Origin of the sequence: Nocardioides taihuensis (assembly GCF_042657275.1) — a bacterium.
Classification (GTDB): domain Bacteria; phylum Actinomycetota; class Actinomycetes; order Propionibacteriales; family Nocardioidaceae; genus Nocardioides; species Nocardioides taihuensis.
This window is the reverse complement of record NZ_JBHSKD010000009.1, coordinates 243,061-266,232: the sequence shown is the minus strand read 5'-3', so window position 1 is coordinate 266,232 and position 23,172 is coordinate 243,061. Positions and strand designations below refer to the sequence as shown.

General features: G+C 71.9%; 13 protein-coding genes. 11 read left to right on the top strand and 2 right to left on the bottom strand.

What is annotated here, in order from left to right:
- Positions 1 to 16: 16 nt before the first annotated feature.
- Positions 17 to 679, bottom strand: coding sequence for a DUF6629 family protein (locus ACFPGP_RS10715; RefSeq protein ID WP_378589922.1), 663 nt, complete (start codon positions 677 to 679; stop codon positions 17 to 19).
- Positions 680 to 801: 122 nt separating this feature from the next.
- On the opposite strand from ACFPGP_RS10715, the gene ACFPGP_RS10710 reads away from it, so the two are divergent.
- On the top strand, positions 802 to 2,121 hold the full coding sequence (locus ACFPGP_RS10710) for a M20/M25/M40 family metallo-hydrolase (protein ID WP_378589921.1): 1,320 nt from the start codon (positions 802 to 804) through the stop codon (positions 2,119 to 2,121).
- Between the two features lie 567 nt (positions 2,122 to 2,688).
- On the opposite strand, the gene ACFPGP_RS10705 is transcribed toward ACFPGP_RS10710, so the two are convergent.
- On the bottom strand, positions 2,689 to 3,222 hold the full coding sequence (locus tag ACFPGP_RS10705; RefSeq protein WP_378589920.1) for a hypothetical protein: 534 nt from the start codon (positions 3,220 to 3,222) through the stop codon (positions 2,689 to 2,691).
- A 291-nt stretch (positions 3,223 to 3,513) separates the two neighbouring features.
- Here ACFPGP_RS10705 and ald point away from each other — a divergent pair, with 291 nt between their 5' ends.
- The 10 genes from ald to ACFPGP_RS10655 all read left to right on the top strand — a co-directional run bounded on the left by ald (position 3,514) and on the right by ACFPGP_RS10655 (position 23,172).
- Positions 3,514 to 4,629: an alanine dehydrogenase gene (gene ald / locus ACFPGP_RS10700; RefSeq protein WP_378589918.1), complete on the top strand. Its 1,116-nt coding sequence runs from the start codon at positions 3,514 to 3,516 to the stop codon at positions 4,627 to 4,629.
- Between the two features lies 1 nt (position 4,630).
- A complete protein-coding gene (gene xerD / locus ACFPGP_RS10695) occupies positions 4,631 to 5,575 on the top strand; it encodes a site-specific tyrosine recombinase XerD (protein WP_378589917.1) in 945 nt (314 codons plus the stop codon).
- The gene (locus tag ACFPGP_RS10690; RefSeq protein ID WP_378589916.1) at positions 5,572 to 8,163 is read left to right on the top strand and encodes a DEAD/DEAH box helicase; all 2,592 of its coding nucleotides are present in this window, start codon (positions 5,572 to 5,574) and stop codon (positions 8,161 to 8,163) included. The genes xerD and ACFPGP_RS10690 overlap by 4 nt, the downstream gene beginning before the upstream one ends.
- A gap of 156 nt (positions 8,164 to 8,319) precedes the next feature.
- Positions 8,320 to 8,991 (top strand): response regulator transcription factor, encoded by a 672-nt coding sequence (locus ACFPGP_RS10685; protein ID WP_378589914.1) that lies wholly within the window; start codon positions 8,320 to 8,322, stop codon positions 8,989 to 8,991.
- A 115-nt stretch (positions 8,992 to 9,106) separates the two neighbouring features.
- Positions 9,107 to 10,087 carry a sensor histidine kinase gene (locus ACFPGP_RS10680; protein WP_378589913.1) on the top strand — a complete coding sequence of 327 codons (981 nt, stop codon included), beginning with the start codon at positions 9,107 to 9,109 and terminating at the stop codon, positions 10,085 to 10,087.
- 204 nt (positions 10,088 to 10,291) lie between these two features.
- Positions 10,292 to 16,912 (top strand): SdrD B-like domain-containing protein, encoded by a 6,621-nt coding sequence (locus ACFPGP_RS10675; RefSeq protein WP_378589911.1) that lies wholly within the window; start codon positions 10,292 to 10,294, stop codon positions 16,910 to 16,912.
- Positions 16,913 to 16,943: 31 nt separating this feature from the next.
- Positions 16,944 to 18,305: a multicopper oxidase domain-containing protein gene (locus ACFPGP_RS10670; RefSeq protein WP_378589910.1), complete on the top strand. Its 1,362-nt coding sequence runs from the start codon at positions 16,944 to 16,946 to the stop codon at positions 18,303 to 18,305.
- Positions 18,306 to 18,307: 2 nt separating this feature from the next.
- On the top strand, positions 18,308 to 19,615 hold the full coding sequence (locus ACFPGP_RS10665) for a multicopper oxidase domain-containing protein (protein ID WP_378589908.1): 1,308 nt from the start codon (positions 18,308 to 18,310) through the stop codon (positions 19,613 to 19,615).
- 16 nt (positions 19,616 to 19,631) lie between these two features.
- Positions 19,632 to 22,619 carry a multicopper oxidase domain-containing protein gene (locus tag ACFPGP_RS10660; RefSeq protein WP_378589907.1) on the top strand — a complete coding sequence of 996 codons (2,988 nt, stop codon included), beginning with the start codon at positions 19,632 to 19,634 and terminating at the stop codon, positions 22,617 to 22,619.
- Between the two features lie 64 nt (positions 22,620 to 22,683).
- Entirely contained in the window at positions 22,684 to 23,172 is a 489-nt protein-coding gene (locus tag ACFPGP_RS10655; RefSeq protein ID WP_378589905.1) for a hypothetical protein, read from the top strand.

Here is a 23,172-nt window from a genome sequence, read left to right as displayed (position 1 = left end):
GCCGACGCCCTCCGGGTCAGCCTCGCAGGGCCACGGCCTCCACGTCGGGCTCGCGGGACGCGTGACGCAGGTGCCAGGCGATCGCGACGCTGGTGATCGCCGCCCACACGCACCACAGGGAGATGAACCCCGACCGGTTCAGCCAGGCCAGGAGCAGGACGACGACGAGGTTGACCGCGCCCCACGCGCGCACATGGCGGTGCTCGGAGGCCAGCAGCGACCCGCAGGTGGCGACCACGTAGAGGACCACGAGTGCCCCGCCGTGCCACAGGTCGACCCGGTAGTCGATGTGGTGGCCCTCGATCGCGGCCGTGTAGGGGCCGCGCATCAGGGCGTACATCAGCACCGTGGCGACGACGACGCCGAGGACCACGAATGCCTGCATCCGCCGCCGGTGCGTCACCGGTTCGAGTGCCGCCACGGCCAGCGGGACCAGGACCGGCAGCACGCCGAAGGCGATCACGAGGTAGAGCCACTCCGCGACGCGTCCGACCTCCGACGGGACCTTTCCCTGCAGCCCCCACCAGACGAACGCCTCGACGAGCTGGTGGACGGCGAAGACCAGCGGCACCGCCGCCAGCAGGCGCTCGGCCGGGCGACGGACGTGCCGCACCGCGTCGATCCCGACCGCGCCGATCGCGAGCCCGGCGACGACGTCCACCTCAGGGGAGAAGCACACGGCCGTCCCCTTCGCAGTGGGCGTGCGGGCGGGGCAGGAGCTCCACGCGCTGGCTGTCAGCGGACCACGGGCCCGGACGCCGGGCCAGAGGCGAAGGTCACCGCGGGGGTAGCCTGCGCGCCGTGAGCAGTGGAGACAGCGAGTGCCTGGCCGAGGAGGTGCTCCGGGTCGCACGCGACCTGATCCGGATCGACACGACCAACGGCAACGAGACCGAGGCCGCGGCGTACCTGCGCGACTACCTGCGCGAGGCGGGACTCGACGCCGAGCTCGTGGCGCGTGACCCCGCCCGTGCCAACCTCGTCGTGCGCTGGCCGGGTGCGGGTGACGCCTCCTCGCTGGCGTACCTCGGCCACCTCGACGTCGTGCCCGCCGACGCGCGCGACTGGACCCACCCACCCTTCGAGGCGGTCGTCGAGGACGGCTGGCTCTTCGGGCGCGGCGCGGTCGACATGAAGAACGAGGTCGCCGCCCGCTGCGTCGCCGTGGCGGAGCTGGCCCGGTCGGGCTTCCGTCCGGCCGGCGACCTGTGGCTGCTGATGGTCGCGGACGAGGAGGACGGCGCCGCCGACGTCGGCATGCGCTGGCTGCTCGAGGCGCGGCCCGACATCCGTCCCGACCTCGCGATCAACGAGGGCGGGGGGCACCGGCTGCCGCTGGCCGACGGTCGCGTGGTGTCGCTGCTGTCGGTGGGGGAGAAGGGCACCCAGCCGGTGCGGGTCTCCGCCGTCGGCGAGGCGGGCCACGCCTCCACGCCCACCATCGGGGACAACGCGGTGGTGCACCTCGGCGAGGTGCTGCGCCGGATCGGGCGCGGACTGCCGGTGGGCGACGGTTCCCCCTGGCTGGACGAGACGCTCGCGGCGCTCGTCGACGGCTCGTCCGGCGGCAGCGACCTGGCCGCGGCGACGGCGGCTGCGACCGCTCTCCACCCGTCCTTCGCCCACGAGCTGCCGCCGCTGGCCGGGACGACCATGGCACCGACCATGCTCGGCGGCTCCTCCGCGCGCAACGTGATGCCGGCCCGCGCCTGGGTCGAGCTCGACTGCCGGATCCTGCCCGGGGCGACCCCCGACGAGGTGCTGGCGGCCGTCCGCGAGGTCCTGGGCGTCGACCTGCGCTACGAGCTCGAGCTGCCCGAGGCGATGGTGCCCGGCAGCGCGTCCCCAACCGACGGCCCCCTGCCGGCCGCGGTTGCCGCCGTGCTGTCCGACCTCGACCCCGGCCTGGAGGTGGTGCCGATCCTGTGCACCGGCTACACCGACTCGTCGTTCCTGCGCTTCGCCGGGGGGACGGCGGCGTACGGCTTCAGCCCCTTCCGGTCCACGCCGGCCGAGGTCCTCGATGCCGGCTACCACAACGCCGACGAGCGGGTGCACGTCGACGACCTCGCCCTGTCGGTGGCCTTCCACGTCGAGCTGGCCCGGCGCCTGCTCGGGTGAGCGTGCCGCCGTCCCCGGTGGCGCTCACGCGACCTGGGCGCAGATCGCCCAGACCTGGCCGGTCACGTCCACGGAGCCGGTGTTGCGGTAGCTGGTGATCCAACCCCGACCGTCGTTCATCGGAGCCGTCTGGATGATCTCGACGGTCCCGTCCGGGGCGGTGGCGTGGTAGCCCCCGCCGAGGACCTTCGTCCCCGGGGGGGCACACGGCCTGCCCTCCCCGGTAGCTGCCCGGCGCGGCCACGAGACCGCTGGCGTTCACCATGACGACCCCCCGGACGCCGGGGAGACCCGGCTCGCCCGGGCTGCCGGCCGGCCCCTGCGGCCCCTCGGGCCCGGTCTCACCCCTCAGGTCCTCGCCGACGTCCCTCGGAGCGAGAGAGCCGTCGGCCACGTCGGCGCCGGTGAGCGAGCCGTTCCGCACGTCGGCCCGGGCGATGCTCCCGTCCTCGATCTCCCGACCGGTGACCAGGCCGGCTGCCGCCGCCGCGCCGACCTGGGAGACCAGCCCGACGGCGGCGACGAGGACGACGGCTCCGAGACCGCGCCGCACCGGGGCGAGGGCCGTCACGGGGCCACCACGCAGACCGCCCAGACGTAGCCCGTCACGGCGCTACCGGAGCTGTTGGCCATGCCCGCCGTCCACCCGAGACCGCTGTTGAGCGGCGCGGACTCGAGCAGTCGTACGACGACGGGGCTCGACGACGACATCCCGCCGCCGACGGCCCGCTTGCCGAGGGGGCACACGGCATCCTGGTGGGCGCTCCCGAGCCTGGGGATGACCACGTCGGCGATCACGTACTCGTAGCCACTGACCCCGTCCGCGCCCGCGGGGCCCGCGGGTCCAGCGGGGCCCTGCGGGCCGGCGGGTCCCGGGGCTCCGGTCAGCGAGCCGTCGAACTCGTGGGCGGACAACGAGCCGTCGCGGACGTCCCCGCCCGTGAGCGACCCGTTGTGCACGTCCCTCCCGGTGACGCTCCCGTCCTTGATCTGCTTTCCCGTGATCAGTCGCGCGGCCGTCGCACTGCCGGTCATGGCGACCAGCAGCACCACCACGGCCAGCACGACGAATCGCACGCGGGCCCGTCGTGAGCTCTTCATCCTTGTCCTCCTCGGTCGTGGGGTCCGATCGTCGTCGCGTCACGACCAGGCCGGAAGACACCCGCGGGGCATGGGGCCATACGCTGGACGCATGGGCGCGGAAGGTAGTCGGCACAACGAAGTCAGCAGGCTCACGCCCGTTACGGCGTGCATATCGTGTGTGGAAGTTGCTACCTGCCACTGATTTCGTCGACAACCTGCGGTACCGTCACGCCACGCGAGGTCGGTGGCGCCGCGTGTCCACCGCGCGCCTCACCCCGTCACCCCGTCACCCGAGCAACGAGGAAGAACATGAAGGTCGGCGTTCCGAAGGAAGTCAAGAACCATGAGTACCGGGTGGCGATCACGCCGGTGGGTGTCCATGAGCTGGTGGCGCGTGGGCACGAGGTGTTCGTGCAGCAGGGTGCGGGGGAGGGGTCGCAGGTCCCGGACGCGGAGTACGTGGCGGCGGGGGCGAAGATCCTGGAGTCTGCCGATGAGGTGTGGGGTTCGGCGGAGATGGTGTTGAAGGTCAAGGAGCCGGTCGCGGAGGAGTATCACCGGTTGCGGGAGGGTCTGACGTTGTTCACCTACCTGCACCTGGCTGCGGACAAGCCGCTGACGCAGGAGCTGTTGGCCAAGAAGGTGACGGGGGTGGCCTACGAGACGGTGCAGCTGCCCTCGGGTGGGTTGCCGTTGTTGTACCCGATGTCGGAGGTCGCGGGGTGTCTGGCGCCGCAGGTGGGGGCGCATGCGTTGATGAAGGCGCAGGGTGGGCGTGGTGTGTTGATGGGTGGCGTGGGTGGGGTGGCCAACGCGAAGGTGGTGATCATCGGTGCGGGGGTGTCGGGGCAGAACGCGGCGAACATCGCGTTGGGGATGGGTGCGGACGTGACGTTGCTGGACACCGATCTGGACAAGCTGCGGATGTCGTTCTGGCGTTATGACAACCGGGTGCACGGGTTGGCATCGTCGCGGTTGGCGATCGAGCAGCAGGTGATGGAGGCCGACATGGTGATCGGTGCGGTGCTGATCCCGGGTGCGGCGGCGCCGAAGCTGGTGTCCAATGAGCTGGTGTCGCGGATGAAGCCGGGGTCGGTGCTGGTCGACATCGCGGTGGACCAGGGTGGGTGTTTCGAGGACACCCATGCGACCACGCACGCGGATCCGACCTACGAGGTGCACGGCTCGGTGTTCTACTGCGTGGCGAACATGCCCGGTGCGGTGCCGAACACCTCGACGTATGCGTTGACCAACGCCACGTTGCCCTACGTGGTGGCGATGGCCGACAAGGGCTGGCAGGACGCCTGCCGCGCCGACCACTCGTTGGCGCTGGGGTTGAACACCCACGCCGGACAGCTCACCAACGCCCCCGTCGGCGAGGCCGTCGGCATCGACGCGGTGTCGCTGGAGAGCGTGCTCGCCTGACGTGACGGAAGCCGGGTCGAGCGTCGGGGGGCTGACCCGCGCGGTGCGCACCTACCTCGACCACCTGACGGTCGAGCGTGGGCTGGCGGCGAACACGTTGGTCTCCTACCGGCGCGACCTGCGCCGCTACCAGGAGTTCCTCGCGGCGCAGGGCATCGACGACCTCGACGCCGTCACGGAGGCGACGGTGACGTCCTTCCTGGTCAGCCTGCGCGAGGGCGGACCCGACCACCCGGCCCTGAGCGCGACCTCGGCGGCGCGCACGGTGGTCGCGGTGCGGGGCTTCCACAAGTTCGCGGTGGCCGACGGGCTGGCGGCGGCCGACCCGGCTGCGGCCGTGAAGCCGCCCTCACCGGCGAAGCGGCTGCCCAAGGCGCTCCCGCTCGCGGACGTGGAGGCCATCCTCGAGGCGGCCGGGGCGGCCGGCACCACGCTGGCCCTGCGCGACCGGGCCCTGCTGGAGGTGCTCTACGGGACCGGTGCGCGGATCTCGGAGGCGGTGGGCCTCGACGTCGACGACCTCGACGTCGTGGAGGGCACCGTCCTGCTGCGCGGCAAGGGCGGCAAGGAGCGCCTGGTGCCGGTCGGCCGCTACGCGCTCGAGGCGGTGGAGGCCTACCTCGTGCGGGGCCGTACCGAGCTGGTCGCGGCCGGGCGGGGCACCCCCGCCCTGTTCCTCAACGCCCGGGGCGGGCGCCTCTCACGGCAGTCGGCGTGGTCGGTCCTGGTGCGCGCCGCTGAGCGGGCCGGCGTCACCCGCGACGTCTCGCCGCACACGCTGCGCCACTCCTTCGCCACCCACCTGCTCGATGGCGGCGCCGACGTGCGGGTGGTGCAGGAGCTGCTCGGCCACGCCTCCGTCACGACCACGCAGGTCTACACGCTGGTCACCGTCGACAACCTGCGCGAGGTCTTCGCCACCGCCCATCCCCGGGCCCGCGGGTGAGCGGCGGGGGGACGCTGGCCGTCCCGGCCGGAGGTGACCCGGACGCCGTCTACGACGCGGTGACCACCTGGGCGCAGGAGCAGGGCCTCACGCTCTACCCGCACCAGGAGGAGGCGGTGATCGAGCTCTTGGGCGGTGCCAACGTGGTGCTGGCCACGCCGACCGGGTCCGGCAAGTCGCTGGTGGCCCTGGCCGCGCACGTCGCCGCGCTGGCGACCGACCGGGTCAGCTTCTACACCGCGCCGATCAAGGCCCTGGTCAACGAGAAGTTCTTCGCGCTGTGCGAGCAGCTCGGCACCGACAACGTCGGCATGCTCACCGGTGACGCGTCGGTCAACGCCGACGCGCCCGTGATCTGCTGCACCGCCGAGGTGCTGGCCAACATCGCCCTGCGCGAGGGCGCCGCGGCCGACGTGGGGCTCGTGGTGATGGACGAGTTCCACTTCTACGGCGAGCCGGACCGGGGCTGGGCGTGGCAGGTGCCGTTGCTCGAGCTCCCGCGCGCGCAGTTCGTCCTGATGTCGGCGACCCTCGGCGACATGACGGCCATCGCGGACGACCTCTCGCGTCGTACCGGCCGGGAGACGGCGGTGGTCGACCAGGCCGACCGGCCGGTCCCGTTGAGCTTCACCTGGGCGATGACGCCGCTGGCCGAGACCCTCGAGGAGCTCGTGACCACCGGCCAGGGGCCGGTGTACGTCGTGCACTTCACGCAGGCCGCCGCCGTCGAGCACGGGACCTCGCTGCTCAACGCCGGCTGGGTTCCCAAGCCCGAGGGGATGACCGAGCGTCTCGCCGGGGTGCGGTTCGGCCGCGGCTTCGGCGCCACGCTCTCCAAGCTGCTGAAGCGGGGGATCGGCGTCCACCACGCGGGGATGCTGCCGCGCTACCGGCGCCTGGTCGAGCAGCTGGCGCAGGAGGGGCGGCTGCGGGTGATCTGCGGGACCGACACCCTCGGGGTCGGCATCAACGTGCCGATCCGGACCGTGCTCTTCAGCGGGCTCGCCAAGTTCGACGGCCACCGGCAGCGCGTGCTCCGCACCCGCGAGTTCCTCCAGATCGCGGGCCGCGCCGGGCGGGCCGGCTTCGACACCGCCGGGTACGTCGTCGTGCAGGCACCCGAGCACGTGATCGAGAACGAGAAGGCCAAGGCCAAGGCGGAGGAGCGCCGGGCGGCCGGCCGCAAGGCCTCGAAGGCGCAGCTGCGCAAGCCGCCCGAGGGCACGGTCGTCTGGACCGAGCAGACCTTTGACAAGCTGGTCGCGGGGCGGCCAGAGCCGCTGGCGTCGCGGATGAAGGTCGACAACGCGATGCTGATCAACGTCGTCGCGCGCGAGGAGGACGCGTTCCCGGTGCTGCGGCGCCTGCTCACCGACAACCACGAGCAACGGCGCGAACAGCTCCGGCTCGCGCGGCGGGCCCTCCGGCTGGCGCGCAGCCTGCAGCGCTCCGGCATCCTCACCCGGCTCGACGAGCCCGACGAGCACGGCCGCCGCTACGTGCTGACGGTCGACCTGCCCGAGGACTTCGCCCTCAACCAGCCGCTGTCGCACTTCGCGCTGGCGGCCTTCGACGTCCTCGACCCGGAGGAGCCGACGTACGCCCTCGACGTGGTCTCGGTCGTGGAGGCGGTGCTCGAGGGGCCGCGGCCGCTGCTGCTGGCCCAGCAGCACGCGGCCCGCGGCGAGCTGATCGGCGAGCTCAAGGCCGACGGTGTCGAGTACGAGGAGCGGATGCGGCTGATCGAGGACGTGACCTGGCCGCAGCCGCTCGGCGAGCTGCTGGAGGCGACGTACGAGATCTACCGCGGCAGCCATCCCTGGCTGCCGGAGGACGGGCTCCAGCCCAAGTCGGTGGTGCGGGAGATGTACGAGCAGGGGATGACCTTCACCGAGGTCGTCGGCCGCTACCAGCTGGCTCGGTCGGAGGGCCTGGTGCTGCGCTACCTGACCGACGCGTATCGCGCGCTGCGCCACTCGGTGCCCGAGCGGCACCAGCCTCCGGAGCTCGACGACCTCGTGGAGTGGCTGGGGGAGACCGTCCGGCAGACCGACTCCTCGCTGCTCGACGAGTGGGAGGCGCTCAGCGACCCCGCGCACGTCCGGGCGGACGTCGCCCACCACGAGCCGCCGCCCCCGCCGCGACCCGTGACGGGCCAGGCGCGGGCGTTCCGCGTGATGGTGCGCAACGCGGTCTTCCGGCGGGTGCAGCTCGCTGCCCGCGACGACGTCGACGCGCTCGCCGCGCTCGAGCGCGAGAACGCCGCACGTGCCGAGCCCCCGCTGGAGGTCACGATGACCCGCGAGGCGTGGGACGAGGCGCTGGAGGCCTACTACGACGAGCACCCGTCGATCGGCACCGACGCTGACGCGCGCGGCCCGCGGCTGCTGGTCGTCGACGAGTCACCGCACGACGACGTCCCGCCACGGACCTGGCGGGTCGTGCAGACCCTTGCCGACCCCGTGGGCCACCACGACTGGGTGATCGAGGCGCTCGCCCACCTCGACGCCTCCGACGCCGCCGGCGAGCTGGTGCTCACCACCACCGCGATGCGGCGCCTCGACGGTCTGACGTCCGAACCGGCCTGATACGTCGGAACGGGTGGCTGGTCCAGACACGCTAGTACCCATGGCCTAGACGGTTCCCCCGAATTGGGGGTGGCGGACTTCCCCGTGCAGAGCGACACTCGAAGCCTGTTCGCTGCACGGTATGACCGGGGGGCGGACACAAGGGGGTGCGACCGCATGGCAACGATCCTGGTCATCGACGACGAGCCGGAGATGCTGCGCTTCGTCGCGCGCGCCCTGCAGGCCGAGGGGCACGAGGTCACCACGGCGACCGACGGGGCGGTGGGCCTGGGCCTGGCCCTGAACCACCCGCCCGACCTGGTCATCCTCGACCTCGTGATGCCGGGCGTCGACGGGAGGCACGTGCTCGGCGCGCTGCGCGCCGTCCACACCCACAGCCGGATCCTCGTGCTCTCGGCCGAGTCGGACGTCGGGGCGCGGGTCGAGCTGCTCGAGGCGGGGGCCGTGGACTTCCTCGGCAAGCCGTTCGCGATCCGCGAGCTGCTGGCGCGCGTGGCCGCACGTCTCGCCGACGCCGGCGAGCACGACGCCCCGGTCCGTGAGGTCCTGCGCGTGGGCGCAGTCGCCCTTGACGTGCACACGCGCGAGCTCACGGTCGATGGGCGGTCGGAGCAGCTGACGCAGCGCGAGTACCTGCTCCTCCGGCACCTGATGCAGCGGGCCGACCACGTGTGCTCGCGCGAGGAGCTGCTCGCCGAGGTCTGGGGCTACGCCTTCGACCCGGCGACCAACGTGGTCGACGTGTGCGTGGCGCGGCTCCGCCACAAGCTGCGCTGTGACGTCATCAGGACCGTCCGCAATGTCGGCTACCAGCTTCAGAGCGGCTGAGCCTCGGTCCACTCGGGGGATCAAGGTACGTCGCAGGGCCCGGTCGGCAGGGCCGCAGGCCGGCCCCTGGATCGATGCCGCCCTGTTCACCTTCTGCCTCGCCATGCTCGCGCTCATGCGCTACTCGCCGGACTGGGCGACGATCCCGTACCACCTGCTGTTCCTGAGCATCATCCTCGTCTACGGGTTCCGGGTCTGGCCCCTGCCAGCCGCCGTGGCCGTGGTCGTGGCGGTCACCCTCGTCACCGGCACGATGATGATCGTGGATGCCCGTGCCGGTGTCATCGAGGGGACCGAGCTCGCGGAGGTGCCGCTGATGCCGATGCTCCTCGTGGCGATGGTGTGGCACGCCCGGCGCCGGGCCGCCGCGATCAGCGCCCTCGAGGAGATGGCGGAGGTGCAGCAGGCGTTGCTGGAGCGCGAGCGCCAGTTCTTCCGCGACACCAGCCACGCGATCCGCACTCCGGTGACGATCGCGCGCGGGCACCTCGAGCTCGCGGTCGAGGACCCCGACCTGCCCTCGATGCGTGAGGACCTCGGGGTCGCCGTCCGCCAGCTCGACCGGATGACGGTGCTGTCCAACCGCCTGCTCGCGCTGGCCCAGCTCGACTCCGGCGCCGCGCTCCCGAGCCGGCACCTCGACGCTGCCGCCTTCCTGCTGGAGGTGGGCGGCAACTGGTCAGCGGTGCCGGGCCGGCGGTGGGTGCTCGACGCGCCGCAGGACGCCGTCGTCGCCGCGGACCCCGTGTGGCTGGCGCTCGCCGTGGACGCGGTGGTCGAGAACGCCGTGCACCACACGCGCGAGGGCGAGCAGATCGAGATCCGCCTCGAGGTCTCGCCGACCACGGCCACGATCGTGGTCACCGACGAGGGGCCGGGGGTGGCCACGGGGGACCGCGAGCGGGTGTTCGACAGGTTCTGGCACCGGCGCCCTCCCAACGGGCCCATGGGCAGCGGTCTCGGCCTGGCGATGACCCGGGCCACGGCCCGCGCCTTCGGCGGCGACGCGGTCGTCGCACCGGGCGCCGGTCACGGCGCCCGCTTCGAGGTGCGGCTGCCCCGCGTGGACACCGACGACGTACCGGTCGGCGTCTGACCCGGAGGCTTCAGGCCACCTCCGGTCGCCATTTCTCCCACCTCGCGCCGCCATTTCTCCCACCTCGCGTGACCATTTCTCCCACCTCGGCGGGGGAGATGACGGGGGCATGACAAGGCCGTCATGAACCTTTCGCGGGGTCCGGGGGCGGGAGGACGGTACCGGCGGGGCACCACGGTGTGCCCCGGCCGGAAGGGGATCCCGATGCAGACCAAGCGGACGACGTCGACGACCGTGATCGCGACCGTGCTGGCCGTGGTGGCAGCAGCGCTGACTGCGCTGGTCGCCACGGGGGCGGTGACGCCGGCAGCGGCGGCCACCAACACCCTGACGCTGGAGGTGACCAGCGCGCGCACCGAGCCGCGGGCCTTCGGCGGCGCGGGCGTCACCGAGGGCGACGCGGTGAACCAGTACCGGTTCATCGTCAACGTCGACGACACCGGCGGCACCGCACAGCACCAGGCCACCGGGAAGTGCTCCCCGTCGTACGTCGCGCCTGCCGGCCAGCCGTCCTACCCCTCGTCGTGCGAGTGGACCTCCATCAACGCCGCGCCCGACGAGGCGCCGATCGTGGCCCAGGGCGACCAGGACACCCTCGCCGCCGGACTCGACCTCCCCAACGGGAAGTACCTGATCTCCGTCCTCGCCGACGGCTACAAGCTTGATGGCGCGCACTTCGCGATGCCGCTGGGCGACGCGCCGGTCCCGGTCGAGCTGCAGCCGATGCCGCTCCCGGACGCGACCGTCAAGGGCCAGGTCTTCGAGGACCGCGCGCCCACCAACGGCGCCTACGACGCCGGCGACCGCCCGCTCGCGGGCTTCCAGGGCCACCTCAACGACATCCTCGGCGAGGTCACGACCGACGTGTACGGCAACCCGCTGTGCACGACGTACGTCGGTGAGAACGCCACCACCCACGAGATCCCGAACAGCGCTCTCGATGCCGAGGGACTGCCGGTGGTCGACACGATCGGCGGCACCTGCCTCAGCGACGCGGACGGCGTCGTCACGTTCCCGCACATGGGCACCAACCGCTACACGCAGTACGTCACGCCGCCGGACGGCCAGCAGTGGATCCAGACCACGACGCTCGAGGGCAACCACGACTGGGACAGCTGGGTGATGGAGGGCTCCACCGGCTACGACACCGAGTTCAACCTCGCGGGTGAGGCCGTGCCCACCCCGCTGTTCGGGTTCGCCGCGCCGCTCAAGGACGGGCAGCCGGTCACGGGGACCGCGACGGGCCACATCACCGGCCGGGTGATGAAGACCCTGCACTACGTGCCCCCGAAGGGTGGCTACTTCGACCTCTACAACGGGTTCACCGGCTCCAGGATCGACCGCCCCGTGCCCGACGCCTGGCTCTCGCTCAACGACCTCCAGGACGGCGACCAGGCCGTGTGGACCGGCCGGGCCGGCTCCGACGGGCGCTTCGACATCAGCGGCGTGCCCGCCGGCGACTACCTGCTGACCTGGTGGGACGAGGCGCAGAACGAGCTGCTCGCCCTGCGCAACGTGAGCGTCGCCAACGGTGAGGTCGTCGACCTCGGCATGCTCCCGATGACCGGCTGGTGGACCGAGTTCACCGGCAGCGTCTTCAACGACAGCAACCGCAACGGCGTGCGGGACCCGGGGGAGAACGGCGTCCCGAACTTCACGCTCACCCTGCGCAAGCGCGACAACTCGCTCATGGACCGTGGCCAGACCAGCGCGACCACCGACGCGACGGGCCACTACTCGTTCCAGGGCTACCCGCTCGGCGAGTTCGGCTACACCGTGATGGAGGCCTACAGCGACAGCTTCTACACGACCGGGGTCACCTACCAGGCCGACAACCAGCCGCAGCCGACGACGATCAAGGGCGCCGGCGTCGACATCAGCACGCTCAACATCATCGGGCTCGGCGGCAAGGTCGAGTGGGGCGTCCACGCCTACGACGCCAACGGCACCAACGGCGTCGATCCCCGCAACGGCGGCATCGTGGGCTCGCTGAGCTACGACACCACGCGCAACGAGCTCGACCCGCAGTACGCCGCGGCCGAGGACTGGCAGCCGGGCGTGCCCGACATCCCGGTGGAGCTCTACTCGACGGTCGACTGCACCGACCCCGCCACCCAGGTGTGCGACGCCGACGGCCGCTACCAGCTCGAGGCCGACGGGTCCTACAAGACCGGCAAGCTGCTCAACACCTACGTCTCGGAGAGCTGGCAGACCCCGACCGGGTGCACGGCGCGCGACCTCGACGGCGTGCCGCTGGTGCACGGCGTCGACGAGGACGTGCTCGCCGTCGACCAGGAGACCGACGGCAAGTGCCTGCCGGCGTTCTCGCAGAGCGTCCAATTCGGCACCTACCCGGCCGACCAGGGCACTCCGGACGCGTCGTTCGGTGCCACCGTCAACGGCAACTACGGCTTCGGCGACGGTTGCTTCGACGGCACGCTCGACGCCTCCGACCCGGCGAGCCCGCAGTGCGTGGGTGGCACCTTCACCACGCTCGGGGCGGCGGACTACCTGGTGCGGGTGAAGATCCCCGACGACCTGACCGGCAACCCGGAGTACCAGGTGACCTCCGAGGAGGACATCAACATCGCCAACGGGAACCAGATCGTCCCGCAGGTCCCGCCGCCGGCGTGCGCGGGTGCGCTGCACACGGTCGACCTCGCCGGCGACCAGACCGACGGCTACCCGGCCCTGGTCGGTGACGGCACCAACGGCGCGCCCAGCGGCGTGACCGTGCCGCCCTCGACCCCGGTCGACAACGCGACCTTCCTCGACATCGGCGGCTCGCCCTACGAGGGACGCGCGAAGCCCCTGTGCGACACCAAGCTGGTCGAGCTCAACAACGGCAAGTCCGTCGTCCCGATGTTCAACCTGTTCACGCAGGTGCCGCTGCCCAGCCGGCTGCGCGGCCTGATCATCGACGACGTCAAGTTCTCCGGGGACATCAAGTCCACGGCGTACGGCGAGAAGGCCGGCGTGCCGTTCGTCCCGATCGGCATCTACGACTTCGCCAACCGTCTGGTCACCACGGTCGAGTCGGACTACAACGGCTTCTACGACGTGCTGCTTCCCTCGACCGACCACATCAGCTGCCCCACGCCGTCCGGCGTGTGTGCCGGGATGTACCGCTTCGTCGGCAACGACCCCGGCGTGCCGGGGCACCTCAACCCGAACTACAACCCGCGCTACCGCGTGATCGGCACGGAGTTCGAGGCGATGCCGGGCGTGACCATCCCGACCGACCTCGCGCCGACCCAGGTCGGCACCGCGATCGGGCAGCCGGGCACCGGCCAGCTCGACACGATCACCTGCCCGGTCGGCGGGACCACGCCGCAGCTCCTCGCGGTGACCACGCCGTACGTCAACGGGAGTGGCAGCTTCGGCCTCGACGGCACGGGCTTCGGCACCACCGCGGGCCACGTCACGCTCGACGGCAAGGACCTGCCCGTGACCACGTGGAGCGACACGCACCTCGACGTGCAGGTCCCCGCTGGGACCGCGGTCGGCCCGCACCAGCTCGAGGTCGTGGGTGCGAACGGTGAGCAGACGACGAACGGCCTGACCTTCCACGTGCTCGGCACGGGTTACCAGCCCACCGTGCGCGAGGTCGGCCCCGGGCGCCAGTACGGCACCATCCAGGCCGCGCTCGACGCGTCGCTGGCCAGCAACGCCGACGACCTGGTCGTGGTCTACCCCGGCGCCCAGACGCAGGCGAACCCGCGTGGCGCCTACTACGAGAACCTGATCATGGCCTCGCCGGTCAAGCTCCAGGGCGTGGGCCCGGGCGGCTTCCAGGGCAGCGACTACGTCGCCGGCTCGATCCTCGACGCGCAGGGCTTCGGTGGTGACACCCAGCTCGCCACCGACTGGTACACCAAGCTCGGCACCCTGACCTGGGACGGCAACCAGGACGTCAACGACGGCGAGGGCATCTACGTGCTCGCCTCGGAGAACGCCACCACCCAGGCCGGTCGGGCGCGCCAGTTCACCAGCGGCTTCAAGGCCAGCATCGACGGACTCGACCTGCGCGGCGGCGACCAGCGCGGCTTCCCCGGCAACATCAACGACGTCACCGGCACGCCCACGGGGCTCCCGCCGAACGTCAGCACGCAGGGCGGCGCGATCTTCGCCAACGCCTTCGCGCGCCACCTGCAGATCACCAACAACGTGGTCGAGAACAACGGCGGCGCCTACGGCACCGTCCGGATCGGCACCCCGGACCTCCAGGGCACCGAGACCAACCAGCACAACGAGAACGTGCGGATCGCCAACAACCGGATCGTGACCAACGCCGGCACCAACCTCGCCGGCGGCATCGGGATCTTCGCCGGTGCGGACGGCTACGAGGTCGACCACAACGACATCTGCGGCAACTACACGCTCGAGTACGGCGGCGGCCTCTCGGTCTACGGCCGCAGCCCGGGCGGCTCGATCCACCACAACCGGATCGTCTTCAACGAGGCGAACGACGAGGGCGGCGGCGTGATGATCGCCGGTGCGCTCCCGGCGAACCCGGACAACCTCTCCGACGGCACCGGTGCGGTGACCATCCGCAGCAACCTGGTCCAGGCCAACCTGTCGAACGACGACGGCGGCGGCATCCGGTTCCTGATGGCCGGGGCGGCGCAGATGGACGTGGTCGACAACACGATCGCCAACAACGTCTCCACCCACGAGGGCGGCGGCATCAGCCTCGACGACGCACCCAACGTGCGCATCGTGAACAACACCGTGATGAAGAACCTCACCACGGCCACCGCCGTCACCTCCGACGGCCAGCCGGCCCCCGCCGGCCTGTCCTCGGGGGCGAACAGCGACCAGCTGCAGGCCACCCTGCCGGCGGGTTCCCCCCTGTTCAGCAAGCCCGTGCTGCTCGACAACATCTTCTGGGACAACCGCGCCGGCACCCGCGCGGGCCTGACCGTCACCGGTCTCGGCTCGCCCGGCGACGCGGGCCCGGTGGACCACTGGGACCTCGGCCTGCTCGACGGCTCCGGCCAGCTCGACCCGGTCGGCTCCGTCGTGCAGCAGGACCCCGCGCAGCACCCGTACACCCAGGACCCCAGCAACAGCAGCGCGAACCCGCAGGTGGTCTCGTCGTACGACGTCGGCGTCACCTTCGCCAGCTGGCGGCAGAACCCCTCGTTCGTCGACGCCACGCTGGTCGCGGTGCAGGGTCCGATCGGTGACCTCGGGGACTACCACCTCTCCGACTGCCCGACCTCCCCGGCCTGCAACCTGGGCCTGGCCTCGAGCGGCGGGGTCAGCTCCCCGGCGCTGGACATCGACGACGAGGTGCGCCCGGCCCTCGGCGGCATCGACGCCGGGTCGGACGAGTTCGGCAGCGCGCCGCCGCCGCCAACGCCGCAGCAGGACGTGCTGCTCTTCTCGACGGCCGGCAACGGCGCCGTGGGCACGCTGCCCAACCTCGACGACGCGGACGTCTACTCGTGGGACGGCTCTGCCCTCGGGCGGCGGATCGACATGTCGGCCGCGCCGTACAACGTGCCGGGCGGCGCCAACATCGACGGCTTCTCGCCGATCGACGGCACGCAGTTCTACGCGTCGTTCAGTGGCGACACCACGCTCGGCGCCCTCACGGTGGCCGACGAGGACGTCGTCAAGTGGAACGGCACGAGCTGGTCCCTGTGGTTCGACGGCAGCACCCACGGCCTCGGCGGCTTCGGCCAGGACGTCGACGCGATCACCGTCGCGGGTTCCACGCTGTACTACTCGACGGGCCTCGACACCGCGCCGACACCGCTCACCAACGGTGACAACGCCGACGTCTACGCCTACGACACCGTGGCCAACACCACGACCCGGGCCTGGGACGCCACCACCCACGGCGTGCCCACCGGGGCCGGGTCCAACATGGACGGCCTGGTGTGGACCGACGCGACGCACCTGCTGGTCTCGTTCGCCGAGGGCAACACCTCGCTGACCGGGCTCGGAAACGTCCAGGACGAGGACGTCGCGGCGTACGCCGGCACGACGTGGTCGGTCTACTTCGACGGCACCGCGCAGGGCCTGACCAACGACACCCAGGACCTCGACGCGATCGCAGTCGTGGCGCCCGGCAGCCCGCCGCCGCCTCCGCCGCCCCCGCCGCCCGGTCCGGTCACGCTCTACCTGTCGACCCTCGGCAACAGCAACCCGCCGGGCGTCTCCGGGACGGCCGACAACGCCGACCTCTACGGCTGGGACGGCACCTACTACACCCGACAGCTGGACCTGTCCGCCGCGCCCTACGCCCTGCCGGCCGGTGCCAACGTGGATGGCTTCACCCGGGTCGACGCCGACCACTTCTACCTCTCGTTCGGTGCGAACGCGACGGTGCCGGGTCTCGGGACCGTGGCCGACGAGGACGTCGTGTTCTGGAACGCCGGTTCGTGGCAGCTGTTCTTCGACGGCTCCGCGAACGGCCTCGGCCAGACCGGGCAGGACGTCGACGCCTTCACCGTCGCCGGGACGACGCTCTACTACTCGACCGACGCAGCGACCAACCCGACCGGGGTGGGCGGCACGGCGGACGACTCGGACGTCTACCGGTACGACGGAGCCTCGACCGTGCGGCTCTGGGACGCCACGGCGAACGGCGTGCCGGGTGGCGCCGACGTGGACGGCCTGGACCTGGTCGGCACCACGTGGGTCGTGTCCTTCAAGGGGGCCACCACGACCCTCCCGAACGTCGGCACGGTGCAGGACGAGGACGTCGTCCAGCGCACCGACGGCACCTCCGGCACCTGGTCGGTCCGCTTCGACGGCACCGCCCACGGCCTGACCACCGACAACCTCGACGTCGATGCCTTCGACGTCCCGTGATGCCGCGCGCATCGAGAGGAGCGAGCAAGCCATGAGCGACTCCATCCAGGGACGCGGCTTCGACCGCCGACGGTTCCTCCAGCTGGCCGGCGGCACGGCCCTCGCCACCGGCGTGGGCGCCTGGGCCGGCGGCTGGCTGGCCCCCGAGGAGGCCCGGTCCGCCACCGGCCCGGCCGACCTCTACCTCGGCGGCACGGACGGCTGGATGTACCTGCCGCCGACGCCGGAGATCCCGCCGTTCCACCCGGACGTGCTGGCGCCGGACCCGTTCACGACCTACATCTTCGGGTTCCGCAACCTCACGGGGCTCGACCAGACGCAGCGGCTGGCGCAGAAGAACAAGGCGCAGCACTCGGCGCCCCTGTTCTGGGTGCCGCAGTACGACCCAGCGGTGCCCCGGGACTTCACGGTCACGCTGACCAACCTCGGGCTCGCCCTGCGGCCGGACCTGTTCGACGCGCACACCCTGCACTGGCACGGCTTCCGCAACGTGATCCCGTTCTTCGACGGCGAGCCGACCGGGTCGGTGTCGGTGCCGGCGGGACGTGAGTTCACCTACGTCTACCGGCCGCGGGACCCCGGCACGTACATGTACCACTGCCACGTCGAGGACGTGGAGCACGTGCACATGGGCATGACCGGCATGGTGTTCGTGCGGCCGCTCCAGGACGGCAACACCACGCTCTACCCGAGCGGCCAGTACCTCTACAACGACGGCGACGGGTCGACGGGGTTCGACCGTGAGTTCTCGATGTTCCTCTCCGAGGTCTGGGCCGAGGCGCACTGGGCCGACGCGCACATCCAGCTGCCGGAGTGGACCGACTACCGCCCCGACTTCAGCCTGCTCAACGGTCGCGTCTACCCCGACACGATCGCGCCGAACGGGTCGGTCGACCCGTTCCACCCGGAGCGCGCCGGTGACGGCGACCTGGTCGCGCCGGTGCGCAGGGACCCGGTGACGAACGAGGTCGTCGAGACGTTCCCGCACCTGCAGTACCAGCCGATCTCGTCGCTGGTGAACTGCAACGCCGGCGAGCGGGTGGCCCTGCGATTCGCGAACCTCGGCTTCCGCGAGGCCGCGATGACCACGACCGGCCTCCCGATGAAGGTGGTCGGCCGCGACGCGACGCCGATGCGCGGCCGCACGGGCGCGGACACGTCGTACACCACCGAGACGCTGAACATCGGCCCCGGTGAGAGCTACGACGTCATCGTCACGGCACCGCCCCACAGCGGCTCGGACCCGTTCGACACCTACCTGCTCTACAACCGCAGCTACACCCGGTCGGCCAACCTCGCCTCCGGCGGCTACGGCGGGCAGACCACCGAGATCCGCGTCTACCCGCCCGGGAGCGTCGGCGCCCAGGCCTACCCGAACGACTGGGGGATCTGACGATGCGCGCCACCACGACACCGGTGCGCCGGGCCACGGCCCTGGCGCTGATGCTGCTCACGCCGTTGACGGCGGTCGCCATCAACGGCCCCGGGCCGGCCGCGGCGGCCGACCCGCCGCCGAAGGTGGGCCTGGTCTGCACGCACGGGGGCGGCGGCGACGCCACCCACCCGGTCTTCGACCTGACCACCCGCACCGGCTACATCAGCCTCCCCGACGGCAACACCGCCTTCATGTGGGGCTACTCCAGCGGCTTCGACGACTTCCAGCACCCCGGCCCCGTGCTCTGCGTGAACGAGGGCGACGAGGTGACCGTGGTCCTGCACAACACGCTGCAGGTGCCGGTCTCCGTCGACTTCCCCGGCCAGCACGGCGTCCAGGCCGACGGCCTGCCCGCGCGGCCCGAGCGCGACGGCACCGGCCGGATCACCTCGCTGACCGACACGGCTGCGGCGGACGGAGGCACGGTGACCTACACGTTCACCGCCGACCACGCCGGCACCTTCCTCTACGAATCCGGCACGGACCCGGAGACGCAGGTGCGGATGGGCCTGTTCGGGGCGCTCGTGGTGCGGCCGACGGCCGGCGCGGACCACGTCTACGACCGCGACGACAGCCAGTTCACGCCGAACGAGGAGTTCCTGGTCCTGCTCTCGGAGATCGACCCCTACCAGCACCGGGCGATCGAGCAGGGCAAGAACTTCAACCCCGCGAGCTACCACCCGCGCTACTGGCTGATCAACGGCCGGGGCTTCCCCGACAGCATCGCCGACAACGAGGCTTCGTGGCTGCCGGCCCAGCCCTACGGCTCCCTGGCCCAGGTCCAGGAGATGGGGGCCTCGCACCCGCTGCCCGGGCTGGCCCGCTACCTCAACGTGGGGTCCGAGGACTACCCCTTCCACCCGCACGGCAACAACGGCGTGGTGATCGGCCGGGACGGGCACCCGCTGGCCGCCGCCGGGGGAGCGGACCTGTCGATGGAGAAGTTCGCGATCAACATCGGGCCCGGGCAGACCTGGGACGTGCTCTTCGGCTGGAAGGACGCCGAGGACTACAGCCCGGCCAACCCGGTGCCGGTGGAGGTGCCCAACCTGGCCAACTCCGTGATCGGCACCTTCTACGGCGGCAGTCCCTACCTGGGGACCCAGCAGACCCTTCCGACCGGGACGGCATCGCTCAACGAGTGCGGGGAGTACTACATCATCTCGCACAACCACGCCCTCTACCAGATCACCTCGTGGGGCGCCACGATGACCGGCCCGATCACGTACATGCGGATCGATCCGCCCGAGCCCAACCAGTGCGGATGAGAGAGGCGGACCAGCGATGCTGACTCGTGATGCCCTGCGACGGGGCGCGACGCGCCTGACGGCGGTCCTGGCGACCGGCGCCACCGTGCTGGCCGTGACCGGCTGGTGGGCGACGCCCCCGGCCGACGCGGCCACACCCTCCTTCGACCTGTACGCCGGCGCCGGGACCACCACGCTGCCCGGCGGCCAGACGATGACGGTGTGGGGCTACGACTCCACCGCCGGCGCCGTGGGCCGGCCGGGTGGTCCCACCCTCACGGTGGGGGTGGGCGACCAGGTGACCATCACCCTGCACAACGGGGTGGGGGAGCCCACCGGCCTGTTCGTCCAGGGCCAGCCGATGGTGCCGGACCTGACCGGCGTCGCCGCCGGTGGCACCCGGACCTACACCTTCACCGCCGAGAACCCGGGCACCTACCTCTACGAGGCCGCACCGATCCCCGGCGCCCAGCACCAGAGCGCGATGGGCCTGTACGGCGCCCTCGTCGTGCAGCCCGCGGCGACCGGCCAGGCGTACGGCGACGCCGCGACGGCGTACGACGCCGACCAGGTGCTGCTCCTCGGGGAGCTCGACCCCGCCCTCAACGGGTCGGCGAACCCGGCGGCGTTCGACATGCGCAAGTTCGCTCCCCGCTACTTCACCGTCAACGGGCGGGCCTACCCGGACACGCAGGCGATCACCGCGACGCCCGACAGCACCGAGCTGCTGCGCTACGTCAACGCCGGCATGTCCTACCACTCGATGGCGGTGCTCGGCGCCGACCAGGCGGTGATCGCCGTCGACGGCGCCCCGCTGTCCGAGGCGCACCACCAGGTCGCCGAGACCGTCGGCCCGGGACAGACGCTCGACACCCTGGTGCACGTGCCGGCCGCCGCCACCGTGGACACCGAGCTCGTCGTCCACGACGCGAGCATGACGCTGCACAACGGCACCACGCGCGCCGTCGGCGGCATGCTCACCTCGGTCGTCGTGCCCGGCAACCCCTCGCCCACCGACACGACCGGGCCCGCGCTCAGCGGTGCCGCCGTCGCGGGCGGGGCGCTGACTGCGACCGCGGACGACCGCGGCGAGCACGGCGGATCGAACATCCAGGCCGTCGAGGCGCACCTCGACGCCGTGGGCGGTGCGACCATCACCCTCGACGCCGGGGACGGCGCGTACGACTCACCGCTCGAGGACGCCACCGCGCCGGTGAGCGTGCCGGGCGGCGACCACGTCTACTACCTCCGAGCGCAGGACGCCGGCGGCACCTGGGGTCCGTGGACCACAGCGCTCGTCAGCGGCGCCGACCAGGGCGGTCCGACGACGACCGCACCCCTGCTCACGCCCAACCTGGTGAAGGGCACGAACACCCAGCCCGTTGCCCTCACCGCCACCGGCGACGACAGCACGTCGGGCGGCAACAACGTGACCGCGGGCGAGTACTTCATCGACAGCGCCGGCGTCGACGGCAGCGGCAACGCGATGTCCGTCGACCAGGCGGCGACGGTCGCGGCCCTCTCGGCCACCATCCCGACCAGCACGCTCGACGGACTCTCCGAGGGGGCGCACGCGATCTACCTCCACGCCCAGGACAGCCAGGGCAACTGGGGCGACTCCGTGACCGTCAACCTCACGGTCGACGAGACCGGCCCCAGCACCTCCGGAATCACGGTCAGCCCGTCGCCGAACAACGGCACCCTGCCGTTCAGCTCCTCGGTGCCGGGCGTCCGGGTGGCGGTCCCGACCATGAGCGACCCGCTGTCGGGCGGCGTGAACAGCCCGATCGCCGCGGCCGAGGGGTTCATCGACACCGTCGGTGCCACCGGCTCGGGGATCCGGCTCACGCCGAGCAACGGGACCTTCACGACCACGACCGAGGGTGGGTACTTCGACATCCCGCTCAGCACGGTCGCGGCCATGTCCAACGGCGCGCACACGATCTCGGTGCACGCCCGGGACGCCGCCGGCAACTGGGGCCCGATGGCAACAGGGACGCTCGTGGTCGACAAGACCAAGCCGGCTGTCTCGGCGGTCACCGCCAGCCCCAACCCGACAGCGGGGGAGGCCACGGTGACCCTCACCGCGACCGGCACCGACGGCGGCACGCCGAGCTCGGGGATCACCGCGGCCGAGTGGTGGCGCGGCACCGACCCGGGCGTGGGGAAGGGCACGTCGATGACGGTCACCGGGAGCGGCCCGGGTTACACCGCGACCGCCACCGTGGACGTGGCGTCCCTGCCGGAGGGCACGGCGACGCTCAAGGTGCGGGTGCGTGACGGCGCCGGCAACTGGAGCACCGCCGGCAGCACCGACCTGGTCGTGCGCCACCCGCTCTGGTACTCCACGTTCGGCAACAGCAACCCGCCGGGCGTGGCCGGGACGGCCGACGACAGCGACCTCTACGCCTGGAGCGGCACTGCTCACAGCCGGGCGGTCGATCTGTCGCTCGCGCCGTACTCGGTGCCGGCGGGCGCGAACGTCGACGGGCTCAGCCGCACCGACGGCACCCACTTCTACCTGTCCTTCGCCGACAACACGTCCCTGCCCGGCCTGGGCAGCGTGCAGGACGAGGACGTGGTGCTGTGGAACGCCGGCTCGTGGCAGCTGTACTTCGACGGGACGGCCCACGGGCTGACGGCGGCGAACCTGGACCTCGACGCGATCAGCGTGGACGGGTCGACGCTGTACTTCTCGACCCTCGGCAACACCAACCCGCCGGGCGTCACGGGTACGGCGGACGACGCCGACGTCTACAGCTGGAACGGCACGGCCTATGCCCGCGACTGGGACGCCACCACCCACGGCGTTCCCGGCGCGGCGAACGCGGACGGGCTCGACCGGGTCGACGCCACCAGGCTGCACCTCTCCTTCGCCGCCGACACGACGGTGACCGGGCTGGGCACGGTGCAGGACGAGGACGTCCTGTACGTCGCCGGGAACGCCTGGTCGGTGTTCTTCGACGGCACCGCCCGGGGTCTGACCAGCGCCAACCTCGACGTGGACGCGTTCGATGTCTACTGACCAGCGGCCCACCGGGCTCACCTCCGCGAGCAACCGGCCAGCGACGGACCCGGCGTCTGCGGGGGTGTCCGACACCACCTCCGCGGACGCCGCCGGGCCCGCCCCCCGCCGGCGGCGGACGCGGAGGTGGGTGGCGCTGGGCGTGGCGGTGACGGCGCTCCTCCTGGTGTGGGGCCCGTGGCGCGGCGTCGCCGACGTGCGGGACGGGACCACCGCGGTCTCGCGCCAGGAGATGGCGGCGCGGCACGGGATCGACGTCAACCTCGTCGCGGTCACCGCCGCGGGCGGGCTGATCGAGCTGCGGATGCAGGTCACCGATCCCGACCGGGCCGACCTGGTGGTCAACGACCCGGCGCAGCGCCCGGTCCTCGTCGCGGAGGACACGGGGGAGACGCTCGCCATGGCCGCACCTCCGCACCACCGTGACGAGCTCCAGCTGGGTCGGCAGTACTTCTTCCTCATGGCCAACGCGCAGGGCGCGCTGCACGAGGGGGCCGAGGTCACGCTGGTGGTCGGTGACTCGCGCCTCGAGCACCTCGAGGTCCAGGGGTGA

Bases quoted from the DNA above. Each gene is read 5' to 3' on its own strand.
- ACFPGP_RS10705 (WP_378589920.1), bottom strand. From the start codon at position 3,222: ATGAAGAGCTCACGACGGGCCCGCGTGCGATTCGTCGTGCTGGCCGTG.
- ald (WP_378589918.1), top strand. From the start codon at position 3,514: ATGAAGGTCGGCGTTCCGAAGGAAGTCAAGAACCATGAGTACCGGGTG.
- ACFPGP_RS10685 (WP_378589914.1), top strand. From the start codon at position 8,320: ATGGCAACGATCCTGGTCATCGACGACGAGCCGGAGATGCTGCGCTTC.
- ACFPGP_RS10680 (WP_378589913.1), top strand. From the start codon at position 9,107: ATGCGCTACTCGCCGGACTGGGCGACGATCCCGTACCACCTGCTGTTC.
- ACFPGP_RS10675 (WP_378589911.1), top strand. From the start codon at position 10,292: ATGCAGACCAAGCGGACGACGTCGACGACCGTGATCGCGACCGTGCTG.
- ACFPGP_RS10670 (WP_378589910.1), top strand. From the start codon at position 16,944: ATGAGCGACTCCATCCAGGGACGCGGCTTCGACCGCCGACGGTTCCTC.
- ACFPGP_RS10665 (WP_378589908.1), top strand. From the start codon at position 18,308: ATGCGCGCCACCACGACACCGGTGCGCCGGGCCACGGCCCTGGCGCTG.
- ACFPGP_RS10660 (WP_378589907.1), top strand. From the start codon at position 19,632: ATGCTGACTCGTGATGCCCTGCGACGGGGCGCGACGCGCCTGACGGCG.